This window comes from Dyella silvae (assembly GCF_026421305.1).
Classification (GTDB): domain Bacteria; phylum Pseudomonadota; class Gammaproteobacteria; order Xanthomonadales; family Rhodanobacteraceae; genus Dyella; species Dyella silvae.
On sequence record NZ_JAPJBQ010000001.1, the window covers coordinates 317,482 to 338,603 of the forward strand.

At 62.5% G+C, this 21,122-nt stretch carries 21 protein-coding genes and 5 tRNA genes; 22 read left to right on the forward strand and 4 right to left on the reverse strand.

The genetic code is table 11. The features are described from left to right. The first annotated feature begins 3 nt into the window (after positions 1–3). From pyrG to truD, 7 genes are all read left to right on the forward strand, one after another. Positions 4–1,674: a CTP synthase gene (pyrG, locus tag OQE56_RS01435; protein WP_267220826.1), complete on the forward strand. Its 1,671-nt coding sequence runs from the start codon at positions 4–6 to the stop codon at positions 1,672–1,674. Further along, positions 1,671–2,504, forward strand: a complete 834-nt coding sequence (kdsA, locus tag OQE56_RS01440) for a 3-deoxy-8-phosphooctulonate synthase (protein WP_267220828.1) — start codon at positions 1,671–1,673, stop codon at positions 2,502–2,504. Before pyrG ends, kdsA begins: the two co-directional genes overlap by 4 nt. Positions 2,505–2,597: 93 nt before the next feature. Further along, a complete protein-coding gene (gene eno / locus OQE56_RS01445; RefSeq protein WP_267220830.1) occupies positions 2,598–3,911 on the forward strand; it encodes a phosphopyruvate hydratase in 1,314 nt (437 codons plus the stop codon). A 19-nt stretch (positions 3,912–3,930) separates the two neighbouring features. Continuing rightward, positions 3,931–4,254, forward strand: a complete 324-nt coding sequence (gene ftsB, locus OQE56_RS01450) for a cell division protein FtsB (protein ID WP_267220832.1) — start codon at positions 3,931–3,933, stop codon at positions 4,252–4,254. Then, complete coding sequence (gene ispD / locus OQE56_RS01455) at positions 4,251–4,946, forward strand: 2-C-methyl-D-erythritol 4-phosphate cytidylyltransferase (protein ID WP_425601593.1); 696 nt, start codon at positions 4,251–4,253, stop codon at positions 4,944–4,946. Before ftsB ends, ispD begins: the two co-directional genes overlap by 4 nt. A 14-nt stretch (positions 4,947–4,960) precedes the next feature. Then, entirely contained in the window at positions 4,961–5,434 is a 474-nt protein-coding gene (ispF, locus tag OQE56_RS01460; protein ID WP_323748554.1) for a 2-C-methyl-D-erythritol 2,4-cyclodiphosphate synthase, read from the forward strand. A 100-nt stretch (positions 5,435–5,534) separates the two neighbouring features. Then, entirely contained in the window at positions 5,535–6,551 is a 1,017-nt protein-coding gene (truD, locus tag OQE56_RS01465) for a tRNA pseudouridine(13) synthase TruD (protein ID WP_267220838.1), read from the forward strand. A 212-nt stretch (positions 6,552–6,763) separates the two neighbouring features. On the opposite strand, the gene OQE56_RS01470 is transcribed toward truD, so the two are convergent. Then, positions 6,764–7,309 carry a Smr/MutS family protein gene (locus OQE56_RS01470; protein ID WP_267220839.1) on the reverse strand — a complete coding sequence of 182 codons (546 nt, stop codon included), beginning with the start codon at positions 7,307–7,309 and terminating at the stop codon, positions 6,764–6,766. Positions 7,310–7,654: 345 nt separating this feature from the next. Here OQE56_RS01470 and surE point away from each other — a divergent pair, with 345 nt between their 5' ends. From surE to OQE56_RS01490, 4 genes are all read left to right on the forward strand, one after another. Further along, entirely contained in the window at positions 7,655–8,446 is a 792-nt protein-coding gene (gene surE, locus OQE56_RS01475) for a 5'/3'-nucleotidase SurE (RefSeq protein ID WP_267220840.1), read from the forward strand. A gap of 4 nt (positions 8,447–8,450) precedes the next feature. Beyond that, a complete protein-coding gene (locus OQE56_RS01480; protein WP_267220841.1) occupies positions 8,451–9,131 on the forward strand; it encodes a protein-L-isoaspartate(D-aspartate) O-methyltransferase in 681 nt (226 codons plus the stop codon). Between the two features lie 31 nt (positions 9,132–9,162). Beyond that, positions 9,163–9,771 (forward strand): YqaA family protein, encoded by a 609-nt coding sequence (locus OQE56_RS01485; RefSeq protein WP_267220843.1) that lies wholly within the window; start codon positions 9,163–9,165, stop codon positions 9,769–9,771. A 65-nt stretch (positions 9,772–9,836) separates the two neighbouring features. Next, positions 9,837–10,799 carry a peptidoglycan DD-metalloendopeptidase family protein gene (locus OQE56_RS01490; protein WP_267221850.1) on the forward strand — a complete coding sequence of 321 codons (963 nt, stop codon included), beginning with the start codon at positions 9,837–9,839 and terminating at the stop codon, positions 10,797–10,799. 106 nt (positions 10,800–10,905) lie between these two features. On the opposite strand, the gene OQE56_RS01495 is transcribed toward OQE56_RS01490, so the two are convergent. Both OQE56_RS01495 and yhbY read right to left on the reverse strand, forming a co-directional pair. Further along, entirely contained in the window at positions 10,906–11,283 is a 378-nt protein-coding gene (locus OQE56_RS01495) for an Mth938-like domain-containing protein (RefSeq protein ID WP_267220845.1), read from the reverse strand. Beyond that, on the reverse strand, positions 11,283–11,579 hold the full coding sequence (yhbY, locus tag OQE56_RS01500) for a ribosome assembly RNA-binding protein YhbY (protein WP_267220847.1): 297 nt from the start codon (positions 11,577–11,579) through the stop codon (positions 11,283–11,285). The genes OQE56_RS01495 and yhbY overlap by 1 nt, the downstream gene beginning before the upstream one ends. A gap of 84 nt (positions 11,580–11,663) precedes the next feature. On the opposite strand from yhbY, the gene rlmE reads away from it, so the two are divergent. The 8 genes from rlmE to OQE56_RS01540 all read left to right on the forward strand — a co-directional run bounded on the left by rlmE (position 11,664) and on the right by OQE56_RS01540 (position 16,627). Continuing rightward, on the forward strand, positions 11,664–12,314 hold the full coding sequence (rlmE, locus tag OQE56_RS01505; RefSeq protein ID WP_267220849.1) for a 23S rRNA (uridine(2552)-2'-O)-methyltransferase RlmE: 651 nt from the start codon (positions 11,664–11,666) through the stop codon (positions 12,312–12,314). After that, positions 12,311–14,269 (forward strand): ATP-dependent zinc metalloprotease FtsH, encoded by a 1,959-nt coding sequence (gene ftsH, locus OQE56_RS01510; RefSeq protein ID WP_267220851.1) that lies wholly within the window; start codon positions 12,311–12,313, stop codon positions 14,267–14,269. The genes rlmE and ftsH overlap by 4 nt, the downstream gene beginning before the upstream one ends. Before the next feature lie 399 nt (positions 14,270–14,668). Beyond that, positions 14,669–14,745, forward strand: a tRNA-Arg gene (locus OQE56_RS01515). A 174-nt stretch (positions 14,746–14,919) separates the two neighbouring features. Next, a tRNA-Pro gene (locus OQE56_RS01520) sits at positions 14,920–14,996 on the forward strand. Positions 14,997–15,023: 27 nt separating this feature from the next. Continuing rightward, a tRNA-Arg gene (locus OQE56_RS01525) sits at positions 15,024–15,100 on the forward strand. Between the two features lie 14 nt (positions 15,101–15,114). Continuing rightward, a tRNA-His gene (locus tag OQE56_RS01530) sits at positions 15,115–15,191 on the forward strand. Positions 15,192–15,221: 30 nt separating this feature from the next. Beyond that, positions 15,222–15,297, forward strand: a tRNA-Lys gene (locus OQE56_RS01535). A 511-nt stretch (positions 15,298–15,808) separates the two neighbouring features. Further along, complete coding sequence (locus tag OQE56_RS01540) at positions 15,809–16,627, forward strand: TIGR04325 family methyltransferase (protein WP_267220852.1); 819 nt, start codon at positions 15,809–15,811, stop codon at positions 16,625–16,627. A gap of 156 nt (positions 16,628–16,783) precedes the next feature. On the opposite strand, the gene OQE56_RS01545 is transcribed toward OQE56_RS01540, so the two are convergent. Beyond that, the gene (locus OQE56_RS01545) at positions 16,784–17,785 is read right to left on the reverse strand and encodes a JmjC domain-containing protein (protein ID WP_267220854.1); all 1,002 of its coding nucleotides are present in this window, start codon (positions 17,783–17,785) and stop codon (positions 16,784–16,786) included. A 346-nt stretch (positions 17,786–18,131) separates the two neighbouring features. On the opposite strand from OQE56_RS01545, the gene OQE56_RS01550 reads away from it, so the two are divergent. The 3 genes from OQE56_RS01550 to OQE56_RS01560 are packed head-to-tail and all read left to right on the forward strand — an operon-like array spanning position 18,132 to position 21,122. Next, a complete protein-coding gene (locus tag OQE56_RS01550; RefSeq protein ID WP_267220856.1) occupies positions 18,132–18,755 on the forward strand; it encodes an XrtA/PEP-CTERM system exopolysaccharide export protein in 624 nt (207 codons plus the stop codon). 40 nt (positions 18,756–18,795) lie between these two features. Further along, complete coding sequence (locus OQE56_RS01555) at positions 18,796–20,340, forward strand: XrtA system polysaccharide chain length determinant (RefSeq protein ID WP_267220858.1); 1,545 nt, start codon at positions 18,796–18,798, stop codon at positions 20,338–20,340. 2 nt (positions 20,341–20,342) lie between these two features. Further along, positions 20,343–21,122: a P-loop NTPase family protein gene (locus OQE56_RS01560; protein ID WP_267220861.1), complete on the forward strand. Its 780-nt coding sequence runs from the start codon at positions 20,343–20,345 to the stop codon at positions 21,120–21,122.

The following is a 21,122-nucleotide window of genomic DNA, read 5'->3' on the forward strand; positions in this document are numbered from 1 at the left end:
CCCATGACCCCCCTGATTTTCGTCACCGGCGGTGTGGTGTCCTCGCTTGGCAAGGGCATCGCCGCGGCGTCGCTGGCTTCCATTCTGGAAGCGCGTGGCCTCTCGGTCACCATGATGAAGCTGGATCCGTATATCAACGTGGATCCCGGCACCATGAGCCCCTTCCAGCACGGCGAGGTCTATGTGACCGACGACGGCGCTGAGACCGACCTTGACCTGGGTCACTACGAGCGCTTCGTCAACACCCGTCTCACGGGCAAGAATTCCATTACGACGGGCAAGATCTACGAGTCGGTGATCCGCAAGGAGCGTCGCGGCGACTACCTGGGCGCCACCGTGCAGGTCATCCCGCACATCACCGACGAGATCAAGCACTGCATTCACGAGGCCACCCGCGGCTTCGATGTGGCGATGGTGGAAATCGGCGGCACGGTAGGCGACATCGAATCGCTGCCGTTCCTGGAGGCCATTCGTCAGCTGCGTATCGAGCATGGCCCGGAAAAGGTGATGTTCATGCACCTGACCCTGGTGCCGTACATCAAGGCGGCCGGTGAGATCAAAACCAAGCCGACCCAGCACTCCGTTAAGGAACTGCGCTCCATCGGTATCCAGCCGGACGTGCTGCTGTGCCGCTGCGAACAGCCGCTGCCGGACGGCGAGCGCCGCAAGATCGCCCTGTTCACCAACGTGCCCGAGAACGCGGTGATCAGCGCGGCCGACGTGGACATCATCTACAAGCAGCCGCTGTGGCTGCACAAGCAGGGCCTCGACGAGATCGTGGTCAAGCGCCTGGGTCTGCAGGCTGGTCCCGCCGACCTGTCCTCGTGGCAGCGGACGGTCGACGCCGTGGAGCACCCGAAAGACGAGGTCAACGTGGCCATCGTCGGCAAGTACGTCGAGCACAAGGACGCCTACAAGTCTCTGGGCGAGGCGCTCCGCCATGGCGGCATCAAGCAGCTCACCCGCGTCAATCTCAACTGGGTTGATTCGGAGCAGGTCGAGGCCGAAGGCGCCGCCAAGGTGCTGGGCAACGCCGACGCCATCCTCGTGCCGGGCGGCTTCGGCAAGCGCGGCTTCGAGGGCAAGGTGCTGGCGGCCAGGTACGCCCGCGAGAAAGGCGTGCCGTACTTCGGCATCTGCTACGGCATGCACGCCGCCGTGGTGGACTTTGCCCGCAACGTGGCCGGTCTCAGCGCGGCTGATTCCAGCGAGAACGACCGCAACACGCCCGACCCGGTGATCGCACTGATCACGGAGTGGACCACCGCCACCGGCGAAGTCGAGCAGCGCAGTGAGCGCTCCGATCTGGGCGGCACCATGCGCCTGGGCGCGCAGGAGTGCCGTCTCAAGGCCGGTACGCTGGCGCGTCAGCTGTACAGCCAGGACGTAGTGCGCGAGCGTCATCGTCACCGTTATGAGTTCAACAACCGCTACCGCCAGCCGTTTGAAGACCTGGGCCTGGTGATCTCGGGCAAGTCGATGGACGACCTGCTGGTCGAAATCGTCGAACTGCCCCAGCAGAAGCACCCGTGGTTCCTCGGCTGCCAGGCGCATCCGGAATTCACCTCCACCCCGCGCGACGGTCATCCGCTGTTCATTGGCTTCGTGCAGGCCGCCCGCGAGTTCAAGACGGTGCGTGAGGGTGAGCGTCTGGCCAAGGAGTCTGTCGCATGAAGTTGTGTGGATTCGAAGTCGGCCTGGACAAGCCGCTGTTTCTGATCGCTGGTCCCTGTGTGGTCGAATCCGAACAATTGCAGATGGACACCGCCGGCAAGCTCAAGGAAATCACCGGCAAACTCGGCATCCACTTCATCTTCAAGTCCAGCTTCGACAAGGCCAACCGTTCGTCGGGCACCAGCTTCCGCGGTCCCGGCCTGGAAGCGGGCCTGAAGATCCTGGGTGAAGTGAAGCGCCAGCTAGGCGTGCCCGTGCTCACCGACGTGCATGAATACACGCCGATGAACGAAGTGGCCTCAGTGGTCGACGTCCTGCAGACGCCGGCCTTCCTGTGCCGCCAGACCGACTTCATCCAGAACGTGGCGCGCGCCGGCAAGCCGGTGAACATCAAAAAGGGCCAGTTCCTCGCGCCGTGGGACATGAAGAACGTGGTCGAGAAGGCCAAGGCCGTCGGCAACGACGACATCATGGTCTGCGAGCGTGGCGCCAGCTTCGGCTACAACAACCTCGTTTCGGACATGCGCTCGCTGAGCGCGATGCGCGATACCGGTTGCCCGGTGGTGTTCGATGCCACCCATTCGGTGCAGCTGCCCGGCGGGCAGGGCTCGAGTTCGGGCGGGCAGCGTGAATTCGTACCGGTGTTGGCGCGTGCCGCCGTGGCGGTGGGTGTGGCGGGTTTGTTCGCCGAGACGCACCCCGATCCGTCCAAGGCGCTCAGCGATGGCCCCAACGCCTGGCCGCTGGACAAGATGGAAGCGCTGCTGGAGACCTTGCTCGAACTCGATCAGGTCACCAAGCGCCACACATTCCTGGAACACACGCTCTGATCCGCTGCGGGGGAAGCGAATGAAGCGTTACCCCCGCGTATCAGGCAGGATGTTCCCAATCGCTTCAGTCACTTCATAAAAGCTACGGACACCATGAGCACCGAAATCACCCGCATTCACGCCCGTGAAATCCTCGATTCCCGCGGTAACCCCACGCTTGAAGCAGAAGTGACCCTGGCCGGCGGCGGCTTCGGTCGCGCGGCTGTGCCGAGCGGCGCCTCCACCGGTTCGCGCGAAGCCGTTGAGCTGCGCGACGGCGACAAGTCCCGCTACCTGGGCAAGGGCGTGAAGAACGCCGTGGCCAACGTCAACAATTCGATCGCCAGCGAGCTGAAAGGCTTCGATGCGGCCAACCAGGGCGGCCTCGACGCCAAGCTGATCAACCTCGACGGCACGCCGAACAAGGGCAAGTTGGGCGCCAACGCCATCCTCGGCGTGTCCATGGCTGCCGCTCATGCCGTTGCTGCGCAGAATCGCCAGCCGCTGTGGCAGTACCTCGCCAGCATCAATGGCACCACCGGCAAGCCGGGTGCGCTGCCGGTGCCGATGATGAACATCATCAACGGCGGTGCGCATGCCGATAACAACGTCGACGTGCAGGAATTCATGATCCTGCCGGTCGGCGCCTCCAGCTTCGCCGAAGCGCTGCGCGCCGGCACCGAGGTGTTCCACGCGCTCAAGGGCGTGCTGAAGGGCAAGGGCCTCAACACCGCCGTCGGCGACGAAGGCGGCTTTGCGCCGAACCTGCGTTCGAACATCGAAGCGCTGGACACCATTCTCGAAGCGATTAACAAGGCCGGCTACAAGGTCGGTAGCGACATCCTGCTCGGCCTCGACGTCGCCAGCTCCGAGTTCTTCAAGAACGGCAAGTACGACCTGGAAGGCGAAGGCAAGGTTTACACGCCGGCCCAGTGGATCGACGTGCTGGCCAGCTGGTCCAAGCAGTACCCCATCGTCACCATCGAAGACGGCATGGCCGAAGGCGACTGGGACGGCTGGAAGCAGCTCACCGACGCCATCGGCAAGAACGTGCAGCTGGTGGGCGACGATCTGTTCGTCACCAACCCGACCATTTTCAAGGAAGGCATCGATAAGCAGATCGCCAATGCCATCCTGATCAAGGTGAACCAGGTCGGCACGCTGTCCGAGACGCTCGAAGCCATTGCCATGGCCGACGCCGCCAAGTACGCCGCGATCGTGTCGCATCGCTCCGGCGAGACGGAAGACACCACCATCGCCGACATCGCCGTGGCGACCACCGCAACGCAGATCAAGACCGGTTCGCTGTGCCGCACCGACCGCGTGGCCAAGTACAACCAGCTGCTGCGCATCGAAGAGGCGCTTGGCTCGGCCGCGCGCTACGCCGGTCGCAACGCGTTCCCCAACCTGACCAGCCTGCCGGGCTGATAGGGAGCACTGACCGCCCATGGTGCGTTGGGTCGCCCTGATTCTGGTGCTGTTGTTGATCGCTCTGCAGATGAAACTGTGGAACGGCAACGGCGGCGTGCACGAGGTGGAAACCTTGCGCGCCGCCGTGAAGAAGCAGGGCGAAGACAACGACAAGCTGCAGCAGCGCAACCAGGCGCTGGGTGCGGATGTGGATGACCTCAAGCATGGTGATCAGGCCGTCGAAGCGCGTGCGCGCGCCGAGCTTGGCCTGATCAAGCCGGGCGAGACGTTTTACCAGGTGGTCGAAAAGCCGGGCGCCAACCAGGCGCCCGCGCCGGCCGCGTCGACAGGCGGCCGCTGAGCATGGGGCCCCTGTGGTGTGTGGTGCCGGCAGCAGGGCGAGGCACGCGTGTCGGTGGTGATATCCCCAAGCAATACTTGCCGTTGGCCGGGCAGCCGTTGATCCTGCACACACTGGAACGGCTGGCGGCGCATCCGATGATTGCCGGCCTGATGGTGGTGCTCGGTGGCAAGGATGAGCATTGGCCCGCTGTGACGCAGCTGGGCGGCAAGCCTGTGTTGACGACGATCGGTGGTTCCGAGCGCTGCGACTCGGTGCTCGCCGGTCTGCGCGCACTCCCTGCTGATGTGACCGATGGCGCGTTCGTACTGGTGCATGACGCGGCGCGCCCTTGCGTGCGCGAAGCCGATATCAGCCGTCTGATCGAACAAGGTATTCCTGCGGGCGGTGGTTTGCTTGGCGCGCCGCTGCGCGACACGCTCAAGCGGGCGGGCGGTGACGGCCGCAGTCACGAAACCGAGCCGCGTGACCATCGCTGGCGAGCCTTTACGCCGCAGATGTTTCGCCGCGGCGAGCTTTCCGCCGCGCTGTTGGCCGCGTCCGTCGCGGGCATCACCGTGAGCGACGAAGCGATGGCCATGGAACGTGCCGGATTTGCGCCGCTGCTCGTCGAAGGTGCGGAAGACAATATCAAGGTGACGACGGCCACCGATTTTGCGCTGGCCGAATTCCTGTTGCCACGAACAAAGTAAGGAGCATTCCCATGATGCGTATCGGCCAGGGCTTCGATGTCCACACCTTCGGCGAAGGCGACCATGTGATGCTCGGCGGGGTGCGCGTACCGCACAGCCGCGGCCTGGTGGCGCACTCCGACGGTGACGTGGTCATCCACGCCTTGTGCGATGCCATCTTCGGCGCGTTGGCGCTGGGTGATATTGGCAGGCACTTTCCTCCGAGCCAGGAGCAGTGGCGCAACGCGAACAGCCGGATCTTTTTGCAGCACGCCGCCAAGCTGATGCGCGAGCAGGGTTATGCCTTGGGCAATGCGGACGTCACCGTAATCTGCGAAGCGCCCAAAGTGGGGCCGCATTCCCTGGCCATGCGCGAAGCGGTCGCCGAGGAGCTGGGTTGCGACATAGGCTGCATCAGCATCAAGGCCACCACCACGGAAAAGCTCGGCTTTACGGGGCGTGGCGAAGGCATCGCGGCACAGGCGTGCGTGTTGCTGGTGCTGGCGTAAACCGAAGCGTCGCATTCTCGAGCCCGCTACATCCGGGCTGATCTAATGGGCGCAAGCCCGTATTTCGATTTTCTGCAGCCGGTATGGCCGGTGGAGTCTCATGTCTGACCTTGAATTGCCTTATGCCTACGGCAACCCGCCGTTGACGGCCGTGTTGCGCAGCAGCCCGGAAGACTTTCAGGTGGAAGAGATCCTCGGCTACGACGCCGATGGCGAAGGCGAGCACGCGCTGCTCTGGGTGGAGAAGCGTGGCTCCAATACCGACTGGGTGGCGCGCGAGTTGGCGCGTTTCGCAGAAGTGCCGCCGTTGAACGTGGGCTACGCGGGGTTGAAGGATCGCCATGCAGTGACTCGACAGACGTTCTCCGTGCAGTTGGCAGGCAAACCCGATCCGGATTGGTCCACCTTTCCCCATGCGGAAGTGAAGGTGCTCGCGGCCACGCGGCATAAACGCAAACTCAAGCGCGGTGCATTGCGTGGCAATCGTTTCGTGCTGGTTCTGCGCGACGTGGCTGGCGATCGAACCGTGGCCGAACAGGTGCTTCAGCAGATTGCGCAGCGCGGTGTGCCCAATTACTTCGGCGAGCAGCGCTTTGGTCGTGAAGGCGGCAACGTGGCACAGGCGAGAGCGATGTTCGCCGGCCGTCGCGTCGATCGCGACAAGCGCCATTTCCTGCTGTCTGCAGCACGCTCGCATATCTTCAACGCCGTGCTGGCAGCGCGTGTCGAACAGGGTGCATGGGACGCGCCGATGGAAGGCGAGATCTGGTCGCTTGCCGGTTCGCGCTCGTGGTTTGGTCCCGTGCCTTTCGATGCGACGTTGTCGGAGCGACTGGCGCGTGGCGACATTCATCCATCGGGACCGCTGTGGGGGCGTGGCGAAACGCCAGCGGCAGCGGATGTGGCTGCGCTGGAGAATGCGATGGCTGCCGCCAATGCTGATCTGGCGGATGGGTTGGTGGCGGCGAAGATGGATCAGGAGCGTCGCGCGTTGCGCATGATTCCGCAGAATCTCGCCTGGCGATGGCTTGATGGCGATGCGCTGGAGCTGAGCTTTGAGTTGCCGGCGGGTGCTTACGCGACAACGGTCGTCCGCGAGTTGGCGCGTACCAGCTAACGCGAGCTTCTACTCCCTCTCCCCTGAGGGGAGAGGGTTGGGGTGAGGGGCGGGTGCTCGCCCCGACGTTTCATAAGAACCGTCGCCCCGGCGCAGGCCGGGGCCCAGTGACATCAGTCTTCGGTTTTAGCGATACGGCTAGCGCGCCGCCTACGACGCGAAGCTAGTCCCTGTGGGACGCGGCGAACGCTCCTCTAAAAGGAGGAAAGCCCTCACCCCTTCAGCAACACCACCACCGCCCCGGTCCCCCCCTGCATCGGCCTCGCCGACGCAAACGCCACCACATCATCACGCCGCCGCAACAGCCGATCGGTGAGCGCCTTGAGCACCGGGCCGGCAGCACGCGAACGCAACCCTTTGCCGTGCACGATGCGTACGCAACGGAAGCCGCGCTCTTTGGCTTCTGCCAGAAAGTCAGCAATGGTCGCCTGCGCAGCCGCCGCATTCATCTGATGCAGGTCGATATCGTCCTGAATGCTGAATTGGCCGCGCTTGAGCTGCTTCAGTAACTTGGGCGGATAGCCGTCGCGCAGATAGCTCAGTTCCTCGCCGACTTCCATCAGCCCCGGGTCAAACGCCATGTCCAGCAATTCGCCGGGCACGGCAGCTTCGTCCGCCTCGAACATGTGGGCCTGTGGTTCGGGTTTCGGGGCGGCGGGCGCGGGTGCCACCGGGTCGATGCGGCGTACTTCACCGATCGCGTCGCGGAACAGGCGCGCGTCATCGTCAGTGACCTGGGCAGGTGGGCGATGTTTCATGGCGGCATCCTACCCAACATCTATAACGTCGGTCTCATCCCTTTTGCGTGAGGGAGGCGAGTAAGAAGGTCAGCATCATCGGGTCTGGCGTGGTGGCGGGAACACTGGCCGGCGGGCGGTGTAGCACGTTCATCTGCGGCTGCGACGAGGCCGCCAGGGCCGTCGAACCCCTGTGCATGCGCGTGTGCATCCCCTTCCTTCTGCGGAATGACTGGCCGCACGCCTTCACGGGGCTCCGCGCCCGTGTGAAACCATGCGCCTGCTCGGTTAGACTTCGGTATCTACAGGGCGCGCCAAGGGTTTACAGGGACGGTGCGCCAGCCCCCCAGCTTTGTACGGATCATCATGCGAGTTCTGGTAAGCAACGACGATGGCGTGGATGCACCGGGCATTCGCGTGCTCGCCGAGCGTCTGGGTGCGGTCGGTCAGGTGACGGTGGTGGCACCGGACCGCGATCGTTCGGGCGCCAGCAATTCTTTGACGCTCGATGGGCCCATTCGCGCGCTGCGCATGGACAACGGCTATTTCCGCGTCGCCGGTACCCCCACGGATTGCGTGCATCTGGCACTGGCCGGCATGCTCGACCACGAACCCGACATTGTCGTTTCCGGCATCAACAACTCGGCCAACCTCGGCGATGACGTGATTTATTCCGGCACCGTCTCGGCCGCCATGGAAGGGCGCTTTCTGGGGCTGCCCGCCATTGCGGTTTCGCTGGTCAGCAAGGACCACAAGGGCGAGCATTACGAGTCCGCCGCCAATGCCGTCCTGTTGCTGATGCGGCGCCTGCTGGTAGATCCGCTGCCGGCCGACACCATTCTCAACGTCAACGTGCCGGATCTGCCCTGGGACGCCATTCGCGGCTTTGAGGTCACTCGCCTGGGCAAGCGTCATCGCTCGTCGCCCGCCATCAAACAGACCGATCCTCGCGGCAAGGAAATCTGGTGGATCGGTCCGGCCGGCGATGTGGACGATGCAGGCCCCGGCACCGACTTCAATGCCGTGCGCCGTGGCTATGTGTCCGTCACGCCCATCCATGTGGATCTGACCCGATTCCAGGCCTTGGAAAAAGTCAGCAGCTGGGTGGGCGCCATGAACGAGGGTGCAGGTAAGAATCCGGCGGGCGAGGCTGCGTGAGGTGATGAACGTGCATCCATTGCCACCATCCGCACTGAAAGGCGAGGGCATGACCTCGCAGCGCGCACGCGACCGCCTTGCGACCAAGCTCAAGGAAGAAGGTATTCGCGACCAGCGTGTGATCGACATCATCCGCAACACGCCGCGCCACCATTTCATCGACCAGGCGCTGCATTCGCGCGCCTACGAAAACACCGCCTTGCCGATCGGCCACGGCCAGACCATCTCCCAGCCGTGGGTGGTGGCGCGCATGACTGAGGCCTTGCTGGAATTCGGCGTACCGCAAAAGGTGCTGGAGATCGGCACCGGGTCGGGGTATCAGGCCGTGGTGCTTGCGCAGCTGGTGTCGCAGATCTACACCGTCGAACGTATCGAGGAGTTGCTGCGCCAGGCGCGCCGCCGCTTCCGCCAGCTGGGGCTCACCAACATTCGTTCGCGCCATGACGATGGCAAGCTCGGCTGGGCCGACGAGGCGCCGTTCGACGCCATCATTCTTACGGCCGCGGGCGACGCGATTCCTCACGCGATTCTCGATCAGCTGAGCCCGACGGGTGTACTGGTGGCTCCGGTGGGTTCGCCAAGCAATCAGATGCTGATCCGCATGCGTGGTGACGGGCAGGGCGATTTCATCCAGGAGGAACTGGCTGCCGTCAGTTTCGTGCCACTACTCGGCGGCATCGGTTGATGCGCCCCGCTTTTCAAGGAAATCGCTGAGCATGCGTTTATTCGGACCGCTCTATGCGCGCGCACTGACGTGGGCGCGCAACCCCAAGGCTGTGTACTACCTGTGCGGTCTCAGCTTCATCGAGGCCTTTATTTTTCCCATCATGCCGGAAGTGATGCTGGCGCCGATGATGCTCGGCAAGCGTCACAAGGCGTTTTTCTACGCCAACCTCAGCCTGCTGTTCTCCCTGGCGGGCTCGCTGGTGGGTTATGCGCTGGGGCACTGGGCCTTCCACGCGCTCTCGCCCCTGCTCGACAGCCTGCATCTGCTTGCACCGATCGAGAAGGGCGTAGACAACCTGCGCATGCAGATGAACCAGCATTGGCTGGGCCTGATGGTGGTGCTCGCGCTGGCTGCACTGCAGCCGGTAGTGCCGATGAAATTCGTCACCTGGGCGGCGGGCATCGTGGGCGTGCCGATCATCCCGTTCCTGGTGTGCATCGCCGTGGGCCGCGGCAAGCGCGTGTGGCTGCTGGCGTTGTTCATCCGCGTGTTTGGTGAGCGTGCCGAACATCTCCTGCACAAGCACATCGAACGCATCGGCTGGGCGGCGCTGGTCCTGCTGGCCGCGCTGGCCGTGTGGTGGTTCCTGTCGCACTGAACGCCGGCCGGCGGCTTACAAGGCCTGCCGGTGCGGTATGCATGAAAATACTTCAGCGCCTCGTTATGCTGACCGCCATGAATGGATATCTCCGGTCACTGATCCTGACCTCCGCGATCCTGCTGGCTGCCTGTGGCACCCAGCGATCCGTCGTTGTTGAACCCGCGGCGAGCAATTCGCCGCGCGTGGTTGCGCCTGCTGCGCGTCCCGCGCCAGGCGGCACTTATACGGTTGCCAAGGGTGACACGCTGTATTCGATCGCGTTCCGCAATGGCGTGGATTTCCGCGACCTGGCCAGCTGGAACCATATCGATTCGCCCTACACGATCTGGCCGGGGCAGCAGCTGCAGCTCGGGCCTGCCAATGGCAAGTCGCCCGTTGCGGCAGCTCATACGGCACCCGTGGTAGCGACGGCTGCCAAGCCATCGGCACCCGCGCACGCCACGGCCACTGCACCGGAAACCCCGCAGAGCTCCCCGGCTGCGGCTGCGGCAAGCTCAGCAACCGCGCCAGCACCAGCCCATTCGGCTGCACTGGCTCCGGCGGCCAGCACCACGCCAGTCGTTCCTGTGGCTGGCGCTGCAGCCGCGACGGCGAGCAACACGCCTCCACCCGCGCCAGCCACCCCGGCTGCACCGGGTGCCACCCGCAGCAATGGTGGCGTGAGCTGGCGTTGGCCGGCGGATGGCTCGCTGATCAAGCGCTTCCAGTCCGGTGATGCCATTCCGGGTATCGAGATTGCCGGCAAGACCGGCGATCCGGTGCGTGCCGCTGCCGATGGCGTCGTGGTGTACAGCGGCAATGGCCTGGTGGGCTATGGCGAGCTGGTCATCGTCAAGCACAACGACAGCTACCTGTCGGCCTATGGCCACAACAGCAAGCGACTGGTGAAGGAAGGACAGCGGGTTACTGCCGGCCAGCAGATTGCCGAGATGGGTTCTACCGGCGCATCGCGCGACGAGTTGCAATTTCAGATCCGCAAAGACGGCAATCCGGTCGATCCGATGGGATATCTGCCTTCCCGCTGATACGGGCTCTGTAGGAGCGCGCCGTGTGCGCGACCAATCCGTAGAGAGGCAGATTGTTGTTCCGCAGTCGCGCACCGGGTGCGCTCCCACAGTCAGCTTGCCGTTGTTATGGCGCCGGAAGAATAAACGCGGCCACCACACGCCGATTCTCACCGGCGAGCAAGTCGTAGGTGCGTGCCGCCGCTGCGTTATCCATCACTTCCACGCCAACGCCCTTGCGCAGCAAGCCGGCCAGGAAAGCGGGCGCCGGAAACACCTGGCGCTCCCCAGTGCCCAGCAAAACGACCTCAGGATTCAGCGCGAGGATCGCGTCGACATGGCCGGCGTCGAGCTCGCTCGATGCCGTAACAGGCCAGTTCTCAACGGCCCGTTCGGGCGAAAGCAGAAAGCTCGCGGTGAGTTCGCGATCGACAACCACGATCGAGCGGGGGCCGACCCGGCGCACGAACAGATAGCTGCCGGGATGGTCGAGCGACAGATCCATTAGCGGGGCAGGGCGAGCTTCGGCTCGTCCTCGTTGCGGCGGAACAGCACCACGATGTGGCCAATCTGCTGCACGCTTTCCGACCGGGTACCCTCGGCGAGGTAATCAATCTGCTGCTGACGCTCGTCCTTGTCGCCGCCTGAAAGCTTCACCTTCACCAGTTCGTGGTGAGACAAAGCGAGGTCCAGCTCTTTGAGCACGGCCTCAGTGGCACCCTTGGCGCCAAGCAGGATGACGGGGTGGAGATCATGGGCGAGGCTGCGCAAATAACGGCGCTGTGAAGGGGAAAGTGCCATGCGTTCAGTCTCGGATTCGCTGCGATGGGACCGCAAAGGGTATCATGCGCGCTACTTCCCCCGTATCTGTGGCCGTTGCCGATCATGTCTCGCAGCAAAAGCAGTTCCCGCTGGCTGCGGGAGCATTTCGATGATGTTTATGTGAAAAAGGCCCAGGCCGAGGGTCTGCGGTCCCGTGCGGTCTTCAAGCTGGAGGAGCTGATCGACAAGGATCGGCTGCTCAAGCCCGGTATGCGGGTGGTGGACCTGGGTGCCGCCCCGGGCGGATGGTCGCAGCTGGTGCGTCAGCGCCTGGGCGACACCGGTACCGTGGTGGCCATGGACATTCTGCCCATGCAGGGCATTGGCGGAGTGGACTTTCTGCAGGGCGATTTTCGTGAAGAATCGGTCCTGCGCGAGTTGGAGAGCCGCCTGCATGGCCAGCAGGTCGATCTTGTGCTCTCTGATATGGCCCCCAATATGAGCGGTGTGGCCTTGGCCGATCAGATCCGTGCCATGGACCTGGCCGAGCTGGCGCTGGATTTCAGTCGCCAATGGCTTAAACCGGGCGGGTCTTTCCTGATCAAATTGTTCCAGGGAACCGGCTTTGACGAATACATACGTAGCTTGCGCGTGGACTTCACACGCGTGACCATGCGTAAACCAAAGGCCTCACGCGCACGTTCGCGGGAGGTGTATGCATTGGCCGTGGGGCGAAAGATCCACGGCGGGCAATCGGGCGAGAACCGTGCATGAATGAAATGGCGAAAAACCTGCTGCTCTGGCTGATCATCGCAGTCGTACTGCTGACGGTGTTCCAGAGCTTCAATCCGCGCGGCGCATCCTCTTCGGATCTGCCCTACAGCAGCTTCGTGCAGAGTGTGGACAACGGCAACGTGGCTTCGGCCAACATTAGTGCCGATCAGCCTGCCACCATCAGCGGCAAGCTGAAGGACGGCAATGCGTTCCGCACCGTGGCCCCTGTGCTCGGCTGGTCCACCAACTCGGTGGTCAAGCAGATGCAGGACAAGGGCGTGGAAGTGCGCCAGGAGCCGTCCAACAACGGGTTCTCGCTGCTGGGCCTGCTGCTCAACTGGTTGCCCATCATCCTGATCGTCGGCGTGTTCATTTGGTTTATGCGCCAGATGCAGGCCGGTGCGGGTGGTCGTGGCGCCATGAGCTTTGGCCGCTCGCGCGCCAAGCTGCAGGGCGAAGACCAGATCAAGGTCAACTTCAGCGATGTCGCCGGCTGCGACGAAGCCAAGGAAGAAGTGGGCGAGCTGGTCGAATTCCTGCGCGACCCGGGCAAGTTCCAGAAGCTGGGCGGCAAGATTCCCCGCGGCGTGCTGATGGTGGGCCCGCCGGGTACCGGTAAGACCCTGCTGGCCAAGGCCATCGCGGGCGAGGCCAAGGTGCCGTTCTTCTCGATCTCCGGTTCGGATTTCGTCGAGATGTTCGTCGGCGTCGGTGCCAGCCGCGTGCGCGACATGTTCGAGCAGGCCAAGAAGCACGCGCCGTGCATCATCTTCATCGACGAAATCGACGCAGTGGGCCGCCATCGTGGCGCCGGCCTCGGTGGCGGTCATGACGAGCGCGAGCAGACGCTCAACCAGTTGCTGGTGGAAATGGACGGTTTCGAAGGCACCGAAGGTGTCATCGTCATCGCCGCCACCAACCGTCCTGACGTGCTCGACCCCGCGCTGCTGCGCCCGGGCCGTTTCGACCGTCAGGTGGTGGTGGGCCTGCCGGACGTGAAGGGCCGCGAGCAGATCCTCAAGGTGCACATGCGCCGCGTACCGACTGCGCCAGACGTCGATCCGATGACCATTGCGCGCGGTACGCCCGGCTTCTCCGGTGCGGATCTCGCCAACCTGGTCAACGAGGCTGCCCTGTTCGCCGCGCGCGAGAATGCACGTGACGTGCGCATGAGCCACCTGGACAAGGCGCGCGACAAGATCCTGATGGGTACCGAGCGCCGCTCGATGGCCATGAGCGAAGACGAGAAGAAGCTCACCGCCTATCACGAGGCCGGCCATGCCATCGTCGGTCGTCTGGTGCCGGAGCACGATCCCGTCTACAAGGTGACCATCATTCCGCGCGGTCGCGCGCTGGGTGTCACCATGTACTTGCCGGAAGGCGACAAGTACAGCATGAACCGCGTGGCGATCGAATCGCAGCTGTGCTCGCTGTATGGCGGCCGTGTCGCCGAAGCGTTGATCTTCGGCGAGGACAAGGTCACCACCGGTGCGTCGAACGACATCGAGCGTGCCACCAAGATGGCCCGCAACATGGCCACCAAGTGGGGCCTGTCCGACAAACTCGGCCCGATGACCTACGGCGAAGAAGAGGACGAGGTGTTCCTTGGCCGCGCCGTGACGCAGCACAAGAACGTCTCCAACGAAACCGCGCGCAAGATCGACGAAGAAGTGCGCGACATCCTGGATCGTGCCTATGCACGCACCAAGCAGCTGCTCACCGACAACATCGACAAGCTGCACGTGATGGCCGATGCACTGCTGCAGTACGAAACCATCGACGCGCACCAGATCGAAGACATTATGAATGGCCGCGTTCCGGGTCCGCCGGCGGATTGGTCCAAGAACTCCAGCTCGGGTTCTACGCCGCCGCCTCCGCCGCCGCGTGGCGATGCGGGCGCCAAGGTCGGCGATCCGGCCACGCCGGCAACGCAGAGCCGTATCGCCGATCGTTGATCGCCGAAGCGAGAGACAAGAAAAAGGCGGCCATGTGCCGCCTTTTTTCTTTGCAGGGCAGGGCACGCATCTTCCTTGGTCGGTGCACTTGTGCGCGCCCGCTACGCTGCGTGATCGAGAGGCACTTGCCCGTCAGAGCGTGTTGCCAGATCTCAGCTGCAGTCGTTGCTTCACATATGTAAAGAAATTCACTCAAAGGTCTAGCCGAATGTGAAACAGATGGCTAAACTAGCGGGCTCGAGTGAAGTGCTTTCACCGCCGAACGTGAAGATTTTCAGACGGCGATGAAAAAAATCTGAAAAAAAGTATTGACGCACCGCCCTCGAATCTGAATAATTCCGCTTCTCGCTTCGGCGCTTTCCACTAAAATGGTTAAGCGACAAAGCAAAGGTTAAAAACGCGCCCGTAGCTCAGTTGGATAGAGTACCAGGCTACGAACTTGGTGGTCGGGAGTTCGAATCTCTCCGGGCGCGCCATATACAGCAAAGTGTGATGTTTGCATCACGGTTTGCACCGCAAGGCAGTGAATCGCCAAACGGACCGGGCATAAGGTTTTAAGTTCGGTGTGCTTTGATACGGATTGACTAGGCTAGGCGTCACCCGTAGCATTTCAAAGCTTCAGCTCGCGAAAGCGGTTGAGGGTTCGAAATCGGGGTATAGCTCAGCCTGGTAGAGCGCCAGCTTTGGGAGCTGGATGTCGTGGGTTCGAATCCCTCTGCCCCGACCATGCAGATGCTATGCACAATGTGCACAAGCGCCTGTAGCTCAACCGGATAGAGCATCGGCCTTCTAAGCCGACGGTTGCAGGTTCGATTCCTGTCGGGCGCGCCAGTTCAAGTTTTGCGGTGGATGTAGCTCAGCTGGTTAGAGCATCGGATTGTGATTCCGAGGGTCGTGGGTTCGAGTCCCATCTTCCACCCCAGTTGAGTAAGTAAGAAAAATTTAGTGTTTCGGGCCGTTAGCTCAGCTGGTAGAGCAGTTGACTCTTAATCAATTGGTCGTAGGTTCAAATCCTACACGGCCCACCAATCGGACAGGCGCTTAGAGCAATCTAAGCGCCTGTTTTTTTGTGCCCCATAGAACGTTCCGGCTCACGTGGTTGCCTTGCGCCGGAGTCATGCATGTTTCGCCCTGCTCCGCAAAATATTGCGATCCGCCAGCCTTTGTGCAATGTTCTTGCGGAACTCGGGGGGGAATCTATGCTTTTTCAATTGCTGGCCAACGGCGCGGCAGTCGCGGCGGTCTTGCTGATGGCGCACCGGTCTGCAGCCCGTCATGCCTCGCGCGACACGGGGCCTTCAAAGCGGAACTGATCGCTATCGCTTGAATGCCCACGGGGTGGCACGCGGCCATGGTGCCACTCACGACGTCGCCATCAAAAAGGGTGCACGTCGGACACATAGGCTAATGGCCATAGTGCCTTCGAGAATTTGCGCGCCCTACGGGACCGGGCGATAGTGCGTGATAACCCGCCGCGTCAATGTCGCGGCGTTGTTTTCGTGGCTGACAACGCATTCGCCGGGGGCCTGTCGCATGGAGATGTCACGTACCGTTCAAGCCTTTGCCGTGCTGGCTTCGAGTTGGCCAGGTATTCGCGGCGTGATGCGTGCCAGTTACGAGCGACGCTTTCTCGCGCACGACTCGACCATGGAGAACCTTTACCGCGGCGTGTACGACAGCTTTGCCGAGGCGCAGGCGAGTATTCCGCCGGCGCGAGTGCAGGGCTACGACAACGCCGCGTCTGCTGCGTTCTATCGCGAGCGCACGCGCCGTGTGTTTCTCAATGACTACCCGATGATGTGGTGGCTGTCCCGCATGTTTGAGGCGGGTAGCGCATCGGTGTTCGATCTTGGTGGGCACATCGGCATTGCTTACTACGCGTATCAGCGCTATCTCCGCTATCCGGATCGCATCCGCTGGCAGGTGATGGATGTACCGGCCGTGATGCAAGCTGGCGCGGAATGGGCACAGAAGAACGACAACCTGCGGCGCCTGAGTTTTACTTCGCGGCGCGACGACGCCAGCGGCACCGACATTCTCTTCGCCGCAGGTTCGCTGCAATACCTCGATTACACGCTGGCGGACATGCTGCGCGGCCTGGAGCGGCTGCCGGGGCATCTGTTGCTGAACTCCGTGCCCATCCACATGAATACCTCCTACTTCACCGTGCAGAACACGGGCGCCTCTTATTGCCCGTATCGGGTTACCGCTGAGCGCGAGTTTCTCGACAGCCTGAAAGCGCTGGGTTACGTCATGCGCGACCGCTGGGAGAATACGGATCGCCGCTGCGATATCCCGTTCTATCCCTCGCACTCGCTCGATCGGTATTTCGGGTTTTACTTCAGCCGCGAGCAGTGACGCGGCTGGAAATCGCTGACAAGGCGCAGGGCCACGTGCTCAGTTGATGCCGCGTCTGGCAACGGTCGGGACAGCAGCCAGACGACGCGCCGCGGTCGCGCATAAGTGTGCTCCTGCAATCCGCTAGTTCCCGCGCGAGACCGTGCTGTTCGCGACTCAGTAGGATCCTGGCGGTGCTTTATCGCCCATCCAGCCTTCGTCCGGGCGTCTGCCGGATTTCACGGCACGCGCGATTCGCACGCTGTTGCTCAGAAACTGCCGCATCGGACCCACCAGATGGCCCAGTGGCGCTTTGATCGCATCGGCCAGCGGCGACGTTCCCGGATAGCTCGGCCGCATATGCAACTTGTGGCGCAGGATGCGGTTGATCTGATGGATACGCGCCGCGCGTCGCGTTTCATTCGTGTAGAAGGTGATGCCGATGGACGCGGTAATGCCGTCGCCGGGCCTCGCCCAGTCGGTGTCGACGTGAGCCATATGCGGCGATGTGCTGGGAAAGTACACGCCGTCCCCGGGGCCGCTATCGAAATCATGCTTGCGCGCGCGATGTTCTTCCTTGAGGCGCACCTTCCGCAACGAACGATCGACGATGAAATCTTCGACCGCATCAGCGGTCACGGTGTCGCGGTCCGTCGGGTCCCACACGCTCAACGTCTTGCGGCCGTGCAATTGCAGCCAGAAGTTGTTCTCGCGATCGATATGGAAAGGCGTCACCGAGGGTGGGGCAGAGATAAAGATGAAACCCATGATGCCGTGAACACCGGATTGCTCGCGTTCGATCACCGGCCGCACCGTACCCAGAATCTCGTCAAGCAATGCGCGATACCGTGCGATGTGTTGCACGTGATAGAGGGCTATCCATGAGCCCGGCTCTTCCATGCGTCGAAAGCATTCTCTGATGCCGCGACCGTCAGGGTGCTCGCTTTCGTGGGCAAAGGGTGAGTGTTGTTCAAGGCCCGGCCGCACAAAGCGGCAATGCCCCAGTGGCGCCAGTTCCTCGGCCAGCTGCGCAAGCGCAGGCAGCTGCAGCAATGGATGCTTATGAAAGGTGTGGCGAAGTTGGCCGACTTTATGGGTGGAGAAATTGGCCGGATCCACCGGCGCAACGTAATGCCGATCCGCGCCCGGCAAGGGCGCGGCGTGCGGGTTATCGCTCATGTTGAGTGCCCCTCCGCCAGGCGCGGTTTCGTGCTGATCGATCGTCGATGACCCATTGCGGCATCGCCATCGGCCAAACGGTCTAACCCCGGTCATGCGGGCGTGGGCCGGCTGTTTTCCATTGACGTTTCTCGTGCATGTCACTGCCGCTGCCCGGCGCTTCGGCTAGGCCTTCTGGTAGCCGAAGTCGGCGAGAGGGCCCGCAACAGTGGCGGCGGTGTTTGGCAGTGCCCCTCGTGCGCGCGTCCATGTGCGGCAAGGCATACGTCTTATGGCTTTGTCAAGTTTGTTTTTGCCGTGGATATACTTCGTCGTGACGTACATCACATTTTTTCAGGGGGCGGCCATGAAGAGTCTTCGTCAGCTACTCGTACTGTGCGTAGCGCTGCTGCTCGTGGCATGCGCTTCCAATCGCGGTTTGACGGAGGCACCCAAAGTCGACCCAAACGCTCAGGCGGTGACGACTTATCGCATCGGTGTTGATGACCAGCTGCAGATTACCGTTTGGCACAACCCTGATCTGAGCGTCACGGTACCGGTACGGCCGGACGGCAAGATCACGGTGCCGTTGATTGGCGATGTCGTCGCGGGCGGCAAGACGCCTGAAGAAGTGGCAGGGGAAATCAAGGACAAGCTGCAGTCCTACATACGTGATCCGCAGGTGGCGGTGATCCTCACCGAACTGCGCAGTCACGAGTACTTGTCGCGTGTGCGTGTCACCGGTGCGGTGCGCTCGCCGATATCCATTCCGTATCGCCAGGGCATGACGGTGCTTGATGCCGTGCTCGCGGCAGGCGGAACGACGGAATTCGCTGCACCGGATCGCACCGAGCTTTATCGCAAAGGGGGCGATGGCGTCACCACGCCGTATGCGGTGCGGCTGGATCGAGTACTGCAGCAGGGGGACCTGGCGACCAATTATCCGGTCCAGCCGGGCGATGTGGTGACGGTGCCGTTGCGCGCGTTCTGACGAATCGAATGGTCCAGGTAACACGGACGAGGGGGAGGCTATGAGTGGGGAACTCACACCTTTTGCCAGCATGGTGCCAGCGCTGGTAAGCGAGGCGCGCCGCCAGCGCCTGACCATAGGGGTGATCTTTGCGCTCATCGCGTTGGCTGCGCTTGTCACCGGCATGTTGTGGCCAAAGAAGTTCGAAGCTTCCACCACCATTCTGTCGCAGGAAAGCAGCATCATCTCGCCGCTGATGGAAGGTGCGGCGCAGGCCACGGCCAACAAGAACCGCGCCAGCATGGCGCGCGACGTGATTTTCAGCCGCAAGGTGATGAGCGAGATTCTTGAGGCGGGCGGTTGGATGGCCACTCACCCTTCGCTTATCGAGCAGGATCGCATCGTCGAAGGCATCAAGTCGCGCACCAAGGTGCAGATGGAGCGCGACAACCTCATCACCATCAGCTACTCAGATTCCGACGCGCGGCGCACCTACATTGTCACGCGCCAGCTCGCGCAGCTGTTCATCAGTGAAAGCCTGGCTTCCAAGCAACGCGAGAGTCGCGATGCCTACGATTTCATCAACAGCCAGGTCGAGGCTTACCGCAAGAAACTCACGGATGCAGAAGGCAAGCTCAAGGCCTATCGTGACGCCAACGACGATGCACGGCCTGGCAGCGAGGCAGATACCAACGCCCGTATCAGCCAGCTGCGCAGCCAGATCGAAACGGCTCGCATGGATCTGATGGAGCGCCGCTCACAAGAAGGGTCACTGGCATCGCAACTTTCCGGCGAGTCGGAAGTGAGCACCGTGCAGACGGTCAACGGCGTCTATGAGACCCAGATGGCCGATCTGCAGGCGCAGCTGGACAAACTGCTGCTGACCTACACCGAGGAATACCCGGACGTCATCCGCATTCGTCATCAGATGCAGGATCTGCGTCAACAGATGGCGCAGGAAGATCAGCGCAAGGCAGCCTCACAGTTGTCGGGCACGCCGACCACGCTGGATAGCCATGTGCAGTTCAATCCCGCCTACCAGCAGATCAGGACGCAGCTCTCTACTACGCGCGCTTCTACCGCTGCCGCGGCGGCGCGGCTTTCCGCCAGTGAATCCATGCTTCAGACGGAATTGCAGCGCAGCGCGCGCATTGCCAACTCGGCGAACGTCGTGGCCGAGCTGACGCGCGATTACAACGTCAATCGCGATGTCTATCAGGATCTGCTGAAGCGCCGCGAGAACGCACGCGTGTCGATGAACCTCGACGCGGAGCAGCGCGGACTTACGTTCCTTATCCAGAATCCTGCGGTGTTGCCGCTGGTGCCGTCGGGCTTGCGGTTCATGCATTTCAGCCTGGCGGGCATCGCGCTGGCGCTGGCCGTGCCGATTGGGCTGCTGTTCGGTCTGGTGAAGCTTGATCCGCGTGTGCGCTCGGTTGAGCGCCTCGAGCAGACCACCGGCCTCGCCGTGCTCGCCTCCATTCCGTTCTATCCCACGCCGGAAGACCGCCATCGCGACCGCATGCACAACCTGATTCTGCTGCTGCTGATGGCAGGTATTGCTGCGGTTTACCTGGCCATGTTCTGGCTGAGGTTGAAGCAATGAACATGAAAGACGAAAACGAACAGGGACCGTCTGACGCCTTCGAGAACGTGCTGGAAGAGGCGGCCCGAAGCCTTCAGCAGCGCAGCGCGCCAGGTCACTCCATCGCACGCATGGCCGAGCCTGGGCGTGAACTGGCGCCACTGCAGCTGGAAGAGCGGCGGCTGATCCATCGCGAAGATTCCGTGCGGCGGCAGTCCGATGCCTTCCGCGAAATTCGCACCCGCTTGCTGAGCATTGCCGGACGCCAGAATTTCGTCACGCTGGTGGTATCGGTGAGCCCACGCTCGGGTGGCAGCTTCGTCACGCGCAATCTCGCTGCGGCCTTTGCCTTCGATGAGGCCAAGACCAGCCTGCTGATCGACTGCAATATGCGCTATCCCAGCCAGCACAAGGCGCTGGGTGTGGAGCCGTCGTCCGGTGGCCTTATCGATTTTCTGGAACAACCGTCGATGGGTATCGAGCCGGTGCTTTATCACACGGGCATCCCGAGACTGAGGCTGATTCCCGCCGGCCGGGCGCGCGAAAACAGCGGCGAGTATTTCTCCTCGTTCCGCATGAGCACCATGCTCGATTCGCTGCGCTGCCGTTATCCCGATCGGTATCTGTTCCTCGATGGCCCCGCCATCAAGGGCTCGCCCGACGCACGCATTCTTTCCGACCTTGCTGACTTCGTGGTGGTCGTCGCGGGATATGGGCGCGATACACCGGCGGCGATCAGTCAGGCCGTCACCAATTTCGACCCGGAGAAGATGGCCGGGGTGGTTTTCAACCACGTGCCCTGA